We start from the raw sequence: 7,331 nt of genomic DNA on the forward strand, positions 1-7,331 counted from the left end.
GTGCGATCTCTTGGGTTGGTGTCGGTGGTGGTGAGAGTCGGTCGTGCTGGTCCGGGGATGGGTGTTGCGGGGCTGGTCAGCGGCTGTTTGTGGGTGGGCAGGCCGCTGTCATGGGGTGAGAGGTTGATGGGTGGGATCGCTGTCGTGGGGCTTTATCGCATGGCAGCTGATGTTGTCTCAGGTTCGAGAGTTCTTATGCGGTGAGGTGGGCCCGGCCAGTGTGATCGTGGGGTGGATCAAGAGGTAAGGGCCGGTCGTGGGCCTGTGCTGCCCAGAGGGTTGGTGGTGCGTCGTCTGCTGGAGCGGCAGCAGGCGGGGGAGCTGGCCACGCGGCATGTGCGTGCGGTCGCTGAGACGGTGGGTGTCTCGGAGCGTACGGTGTGGCGCTGGCTGGAGCAGGCGAAGGCGACCGGGCAGATGGAAGCCGGGGTCCGGCAGGGGTATGCGGTGTCGGACGAGGTGTGGGCACTGCTGGGCGAGGTCGGAGGGAACGTCGCTGAGCTGAGACGCCGGCTGGCCGCGGCTGGCGGGGCCTCGGTGCCGTCGGCGTCGACGCTGCACCGGGTGATCCGCAGAGACCGACGGGCAGGGCGGGCGGTGAGGATGCCACCGAGGATGGGGCCCGCGCAGAATCCGGCGAGCCCGTACACCGCGCCCAGGACGAACACCGACCGTGCCGAGCCCGAGCGGCGTGCCCCGGCGGCCTCGCTCAGACGCCGCACGCCGAAGCCCAGGCCGAGGACCTGGGCCACGCCCAGCAGGATCACCGTCCAGCCGCCCACGGTGACCAGGGTGTCGCGGTGGCCGTAGAAGAGGCGGCCGGCGAGTGATCCCGCCACGCCCAGGGGGACGAGTGTGGCGCACAGGCCGGCGTAGAACAGGAGCGTGCGGGCCAGCAGGGTGGTTCTGCTGGTGAACGAGCAGGCGAAGAAGGCCGGGAGCAGCAGGGCGCTGCACGGGCTGAGCAGAGCGAGGAGGCCGCCGAGGAAGGCGGCGATGATCCCGATGTCGCTCATCGTCGGGCGTCCTTTGCCGCGTCCTCGACGGCCTTCTCGAAGACGGCGAGGGGCTGGGCGCCGAGGATGGGCTTGTCATTGATCAGGAAGGCCGGGGTGCTGGTCACCCCGAGCTGGTAGCCCTCGGTCTGGTCCCGCTGTTCCGCGGTCTTCGCGCGGTCGGAGCGCATGTCGTCGAGGAACCTGTCGATGTCGGCGATGCCCGCTGCGCGGGCCATGGCGACGAGTTCGTCCTCGGCGAAGGCTCCCTGGTTGCGTTCGCGGGTCTTGCTGTACGCCTCCTCGTGGAACTGCCAGAACTTCTGCTGTTGTCCGGCGGCCCAGGCGGCGCGGGCGGCCTGCTCCGACTCCTGTCCGAAGACCGGGAAGTTGCGCCATTCGATGCGCAGGATCCCCTTGTCGACGTAGGAACGGATCAGCTCCGGCTCGGTGTCGCGGGCGAACTTGCCACAGAAGGGGCACTGGAAGTCCGCGTACTCGATCAACACGACGGGCGCGTCCGCACGGCCCACCGCCAACGGATCCTCGGCGTCCCGGCGGGCGAGCGCGAGAAGACCGCTGTCCCGGGGCGCCGGCTCTTGGCCCGTGGTGCCACCTGCCTGGGCCGGAATGTCCCCTCCAGATGCGCGGGGGGAGGAACCGCCGTCGGCGGTGATGGCCAGGCCAGCGGCGAGAGCGGCGACCAGCAGGGCCAAGACCGCTGCGACCATGCGGCGCCGGCCGGACGGATGAGACGTGGGCGCAGCAGAAGACGAAGACATGAGAAACCCCTTCGACGGGTGAAGGAAGCGCAAGGAAGAAGGACGGCGGGGGAAAGCGGTGATCAGCCGACGGCCGGCACCGGGCACGAGGCCTCGGTGGCGAGCCTGCGCAGCGCGGCCTCGGCCAGCAGGACGACGGACGCCACCGCCACCAGGGGCTGCAGCGGTGCCCAGTAGCTCAGCGCACCAGAGGCGCCGACGAGGAGGAGGACTACCTTGTTGCAGACAGGACAGCCGATGGCCAGGAACGACAGCACACCGCCGAGGTAGCCCAGACGCCGGCCGGAATCCGAATCCGTAGGCCGGGCCGACGGGCCCGCCGCCACGTAGGTGGCCAGCACGAGGCCGGCGAGAGCGGCGGTGACGGCCCAGGCGGGGTAGTTCCACCACTGCACAGGAACCGAGCGGGAGAACCACGGGGTGGGAACGACGGCCGTCGGGACACCGGTGATGGCAGCCGTTGCCAGCGCACCGGTGATGGCGGCCGCCCAACGGCGGGCGGTCCAGCCGCGCAACGCGGCCATCGCCCCACGGACCGAACGAGAAGAAGACATAGAAAGGGAACACTCCGTTCTGCGGGCTGGGAAGGGCGCGATCAGCTGATCGGCCTACACCCGCAGAACGGAAAGGGCGGACAGGGAAACAGGCGGCGGCCGCCCCGCGGACTCCGCAGGCGGGCACCGGCCAGGCGGCGGACACGGGACCGGATCGCCGACTGTGCCAGCGATCACGTGCGTCGCTGAGGCCGCCGAGATCTCGCCCCGGACCGTCTGCGCCACGGCGAGCGATTTCTTGACGCAGGGGCGTGGTGCGGACCGGTCCTCAAGGACAGTCGACCGGACATGATCGACCATCGGCCGGTGCCGCTCGGCGGCGTGTCCCTCCACCGCAGTGACCACCCCCGACCCCCCGGCGGAGCCGCTGGCGCGGCCGGCGCACAGCCAGGCTGTCAGGACTACGAGGAACGCGAGCGCGATCCGGACACCGTGATGTGCCCTCAACCGCCTCATGGATCCTCCGGCCCGCTGCTTCCCCGGCATGTGTGGGCCACCCCGCCCACGCTGCCTTTCGCCGGACGTCCCGGCGTGCGGATGACAGAGGGAGGCGGGAGGGGGGTCAGGCCAGGGCGAGGAAAAGCTTTTCCAGTTCTTCCTGCGACATCGGCGGGGCGTCGGAGTCCGCGGCGAGGCACTGCCGCATCCCGCTGGCCACGATCTTGAATCCGGCCCGGTCCAGGGCCCGGGAGACCGCCGCGAGTTGCGTCACGACGTCCTTGCAGTCTCGGCCCGCCTCGACCATGGCGATCACGGCAGCCAGTTGCCCCTGAGCCCGCCGCAGGCGGTTCAGCACGGGCTGGGTCGATTCTTCGTCCACCTGCATCGAAACTCTCCCTCCACTCACCGACATAATACCCCAAGGGGTATAAAGCCGGAGCGGTGCATCCCGGCGGCCGGCGCGTTCGCCGAGCGGGCGTACACCGTCGGCCGGGTTCTTTTTGCCTCCGGGTCAAATACCCCATGGGGTATTTGCCGGCGCTCCGCGGAGCGCCGTACCGTCGATCAAAGAACACCCCCCCCGGGGTATCGAAGGAGGCAGTCCATGGCCGCACGTCCTACACCCTCCCGCCTGCCGGACACCGGTCGGCACCGCGTCGTCGTGATCGGCGGCGGCAGCGCCGGGATCACTGTCGCCGCCCGCCTGCGCCGCGCCGGCGTCACGGACATCACCATCGTCGAACCCTCGGACACGCACTGGTACCAGCCCCTGTGGACGCTGGTGGGCGGCGGGCAGGCGTCCCTCCGCGGCACCCGGCGCCCAGAGGCGTCCGTCATCCCGGACGGGGTGCGGTGGGTACGGCGGCACGCCGTGGCCGTCGACCCCGACGCCCGGACCGTCACCCTCTTCGGTGGCAACCAACTCTCCTACGAGTACCTGGTGATGGCCCCCGGCATCCAGCTCGACTGGAACGGCGTGCCCGGACTCGCCGAAGCGGTGGGGCACGGCCGGGTGAGCAGCAACTACGCCCCCGAGTACGCCCCGCGCACCTGGGAGCTGATCAAGGGCATGCGGTCGGGCACGGCCGTCTTCACGCAACCGGCGACACCCGTCAAGTGCGGAGGAGCGCCTCAGAAGATCGCCTACCTGGCGGCCGATTACTGGCGCAAGCAGAAGGTCCTCGACCGGATCCGGGTCGTCCTCGTCCTCCCGACCCCGGCCCTCTTCGGCGTGCCGGAGTGGCGGCGCACCCTGGAGCAGGTCGTCCACAGGTACGGCATCGAGGTGCGGCTGCAGTCCGAGATGACCGCCGTCGACGGGGACCGCCATGAGATCGTCGTCACCGACCACGCGGGCGGCACGTCGGAGACGATCCGTTACGACCTCCTGCACGCCGTGCCGCCGCAGAGCGCGCCCGACTGGGTCAAGGCGAGCCCGCTCGCCGACCCCGCGAGCCCGCTCGGATTCGTTGCCGCGGACAAGCACACCCTGCGGCACCCCGTATACGGGAACGTCTTCGCGCTCGGCGACGTGGCGAACCTGCCCACCTCCAAGACCGGCGCGGCCGTGCGCAAGCAGGCGCCCGTCCTGGTCGCCAACCTCCTCGATGTCATGAACGGCCGGTCCCCGTCACGCGGTTACGACGGCTACACGTCCTGCCCGCTGGTGACCGCGCGTGACCGGATGGCGCTCGCCGAGTTCGACTATGACCTGCAGCCACGGCCCTCGTTCCCGCTGATCAACACGTTCAAGGAACGGCGCGACATGTGGGTGTTCAAGCGGTACGCGCTGCCGTCCATCTACTGGCACGGCATGCTCACCGGTCGCCTCTGAGTACCGGCCCGCACGCACCGTCCGACGTCCTGCTCCGTAGATGGAGGCCAACGGCCCATGTTCTTGGCGCAGTTCTATCTCGGCCGTCTTTCCCACGCCTCGTACGTGATCGCCGACTGTGCAAACGATCACGTGTGCCGCTGAGGCCGCCGAGATCTCCCACCGGACCGTCTGTGCCATGGCGTGATTTCTTGACGCAGGGGCGTGGTGCGGTCCGGTCCTCAAGGACGGTCGACCGGACATGCGAGCGCTTCCAGGCCGAGAATGCCGAAGATTACGGCCAACGTGAGGCAGATCACGGCCACAGCGAACTGCGCCCAGGCGAGGTACGGACTGCTGCCCCCACCATGATCTGAGGTACGTTCAATAGAGGTCACTGAGTTTGGCTCCTGCGTTCTGTCGAGAGAGACGGGCGAAGGGTGAGCGCCGAACTTCTTGATCACGACACGGGAAGTCTCAGGTCAGCCGCCAAGCAAAGGCCTGATGACTTCCCTTTGTCGTTTCGGGAAGCTCGCTAGATACATGAGCCCTGATGATGCATCCGTCAGGCCGCGTCCGCTTTCCATGGGTGACCCAGATCACAATGCTTGATCTGATCACGACCTAGGGCTAACGTCCGGGCGCTTGCCCCGAGCGCAAGCAGCCAAATGCTGGCCAGCCGTCAGAAACCGCTGGTAGACGAGATAGGCGAACCAATCGAACCCGCCTGGCGTCGATCTCGGCCCGGACGTCAGTTCATTGGAAGGGGGCGCGATTTCGGGCGCCGAGCGCCACTTCCTGCGTGAGAAAGCCCACACTGGACCCATTGACTGTGGCACCGGGCTTGACCTACTCTCCGTCCCCTTCGCTCGGCTAAGTTCCCCTGTGACCGGGAGAGTTGCCGGTTTCCTCCGAGATCAAGCCCATAGAGGCCTCGCGATGCCCCATCAGAGCCGCTACCGGAGTTGCCCGCAGACCTTCGAACGCTCGCCGTCGGCGCCCTGGACCAAGTGGTCTCCAACCGGTCTGAACTCGCCGAGCTGTGGGCCGAAGCTACGAACGGCCCGAAGTGGCGCCAGGACATCACCCGCCTCCGCGACATCCTTGACCCTCCAATCCCGCCACAAGAGGAAACCTTCTTCGAGATCTAATTGGTGACCCACAGTCACGAACCACAGAACTTGAGCCAGAACCCTGCGACGTGAACAGAGCCAGTCCACGATTTGTTTGTGGTGAGTGCTCGGACTTCCTCTTCTGCTGCCTTCTCCCGCTCTCCGGGGGTGAACGGAGGGTGGGGCAGTTGCGGAATCGGAACCGCGGCGGGGCGCTGCGCTGCTGTGAGGGGAACGCATCGGCAGGTGCCCGCCGCCGCCCCGGGGCGGCGGCGGGCAGGGCGCTCAAGCACCGTTCTGAGCACCGATCTCCCGCCCCCGGTCCCCCAGGGGCGGAGATCGGTGCTCAGCGGACCGTATAGGCGCTTACCGGGGAGCGTGGCAGGAGTCAGCGGCCTGCGTGGCGAGCTGCGCCGCCACCGCGAGCTCCGGCAGCGGCCACCCGCGCCCATGGAGGCAGCTGGGAGGGCGCCCACGACCCTTCACCTTGCCGCCCAGTGGTCTTCTTGGGGAATAGGGCCCGGAGGGCGAGCCGGGGGCTCGGCGGTGAGCTGGAGCTCCCAGCTACCCGTAGCGGGCGCTTCAGGGGTGCGTCATCTTAGAAGGCTGCGCGGTCAGCGCCGGCCGCCGCCGATGCGGCGGTCGTCGGCCAGTCCGGTCAGCGGGCCGAACTCGAGGGCAAGCTCGTTCCACGTCAGAACCTCGCCACAGCGGGCCGGGAACTCCTTCGGGTTGAACTCGGGCATGGTCCAGGTGCCAGTGCCCCGGTCCCGCAGCCACAGGTCCCCGTCACCGTCGACCACAGTCGGCGGGACCGGTACGGGCTCGGCCTGATCGGTGGGCTCCCAGGTGACCCGGCCCGGGTGGGAAACGCGGCGCAGCTCGGTGGTGGCCAGCCGCGCGGCCAAGTCACGGGTGGACTCTTCTGCGTCCTTGACCGACGCGAGTCGGAATGCATCGTCAAGTACGGGCAGGGCTGGATTCTTGCTGCGCTTTGAACTCATACGCTGACTACCTCCGGTGGGGGGCGTCACATCCGTTATGGCACCCCGTAGAGGAACACGGTATCCGAGGCGGGAGGCGGGCCGGCTACGACCACTGTTCAGGTGGAGGCGCTGGCACACCGGGCGGTGGGGGCTAGGTGGTGAGCTGGTCCTGAATTCCCGTTCTATGGCTCGGGTCCGCAGCTTCCCAATTTGGAATTCCTCACGTCAATATTGGTGGCCCAAAAATTTCGGCGCGGACCGAGGTTCCGGAGGTGTGGCCTGGTTCAGCCAAAGCTACATGCTGCATCAAATAATTCAGACCCCTCCTCATCGGCCAGGCCCCACGACCCCGGCCACCCCTCCCCGTAGCCAGCCCGGCCCGCGCCAGCGGGCCTCAAGGTCCTGGAGGCGCAGCCGGAAGGGCCGTTGGGCGGGGGAGCGCAGCGGACCCGCCCAACCCGGTGCGGAGCGAAGCGGAGAACCGGTCAAGCCTTGCGCAGCAAGGTCCGGCCTGGGAGCGCAGCGGACAGGCCGTCACCACCCGGACATAGTCCGGGTGGTGAGCCCGGGGCGCAGCCCCGGGCTAGCGCGAACGCGGAGCGGAGCGCAACACCCCGGCGCAGCCGGGGTGTTCGCTTGCCCATCGCG

At 68.7% G+C, this 7,331-nt stretch carries 7 protein-coding genes; 2 read left to right on the top strand and 5 right to left on the bottom strand.

The window, feature by feature from the left end; translation table 11 throughout:
- Positions 1-236: 236 nt before the first annotated feature.
- From IG90_RS47305 to IG90_RS0138275, 4 genes are all read right to left on the bottom strand, one after another.
- Positions 237-1,016, bottom strand: a complete 780-nt coding sequence (locus tag IG90_RS47305) for a cytochrome c biogenesis CcdA family protein (RefSeq protein WP_233436202.1) — start codon at positions 1,014-1,016, stop codon at positions 237-239.
- Positions 1,013-1,777: a DsbA family protein gene (locus tag IG90_RS0138265; RefSeq protein ID WP_030595724.1), complete on the bottom strand. Its 765-nt coding sequence runs from the start codon at positions 1,775-1,777 to the stop codon at positions 1,013-1,015. Before IG90_RS0138265 ends, IG90_RS47305 begins: the two co-directional genes overlap by 4 nt.
- Positions 1,778-1,839: 62 nt before the next feature.
- Entirely contained in the window at positions 1,840-2,331 is a 492-nt protein-coding gene (locus IG90_RS0138270; RefSeq protein ID WP_030595727.1) for a hypothetical protein, read from the bottom strand.
- Positions 2,332-2,893: 562 nt separating this feature from the next.
- On the bottom strand, positions 2,894-3,157 hold the full coding sequence (locus IG90_RS0138275; protein ID WP_030595730.1) for a metal-sensitive transcriptional regulator: 264 nt from the start codon (positions 3,155-3,157) through the stop codon (positions 2,894-2,896).
- 219 nt (positions 3,158-3,376) lie between these two features.
- Between IG90_RS0138275 and IG90_RS0138280 the strand changes: the two genes are divergently transcribed.
- Together IG90_RS0138280 and IG90_RS0138285 are read left to right on the top strand one after the other, a co-directional pair.
- A complete protein-coding gene (locus tag IG90_RS0138280; RefSeq protein ID WP_030595733.1) occupies positions 3,377-4,606 on the top strand; it encodes an NAD(P)/FAD-dependent oxidoreductase in 1,230 nt (409 codons plus the stop codon).
- A 944-nt stretch (positions 4,607-5,550) separates the two neighbouring features.
- Positions 5,551-5,736: a DUF4259 domain-containing protein gene (locus IG90_RS0138285; RefSeq protein ID WP_051860431.1), complete on the top strand. Its 186-nt coding sequence runs from the start codon at positions 5,551-5,553 to the stop codon at positions 5,734-5,736.
- A gap of 575 nt (positions 5,737-6,311) precedes the next feature.
- Here the strand turns inward: IG90_RS0138285 and IG90_RS0138290 are convergent.
- Positions 6,312-6,701, bottom strand: a complete 390-nt coding sequence (locus IG90_RS0138290; protein ID WP_030595740.1) for a hypothetical protein — start codon at positions 6,699-6,701, stop codon at positions 6,312-6,314.
- Between the last annotated feature and the right edge of the window lie 630 nt (positions 6,702-7,331).

Source organism: Streptomyces anulatus, assembly GCF_000721175.1.
Lineage (GTDB): Bacteria > Actinomycetota > Actinomycetes > Streptomycetales > Streptomycetaceae > Streptomyces > Streptomyces anulatus_C.

Excerpts from the sequence above, each read along its gene's own strand:
- IG90_RS0138265 (WP_030595724.1), bottom strand. The coding sequence starts at position 1,777 with ATGTCTTCGTCTTCTGCTGCGCCCACGTCTCATCCGTCCGGCCGGCGC.
- IG90_RS0138270 (WP_030595727.1), bottom strand. The coding sequence starts at position 2,331 with ATGTCTTCTTCTCGTTCGGTCCGTGGGGCGATGGCCGCGTTGCGCGGC.
- IG90_RS47305 (WP_233436202.1), bottom strand. The coding sequence starts at position 1,016 with ATGAGCGACATCGGGATCATCGCCGCCTTCCTCGGCGGCCTCCTCGCT.
- IG90_RS0138275 (WP_030595730.1), bottom strand. The coding sequence starts at position 3,157 with ATGCAGGTGGACGAAGAATCGACCCAGCCCGTGCTGAACCGCCTGCGG.
- IG90_RS0138280 (WP_030595733.1), top strand. The coding sequence starts at position 3,377 with ATGGCCGCACGTCCTACACCCTCCCGCCTGCCGGACACCGGTCGGCAC.
- IG90_RS0138290 (WP_030595740.1), bottom strand. The coding sequence starts at position 6,701 with ATGAGTTCAAAGCGCAGCAAGAATCCAGCCCTGCCCGTACTTGACGAT.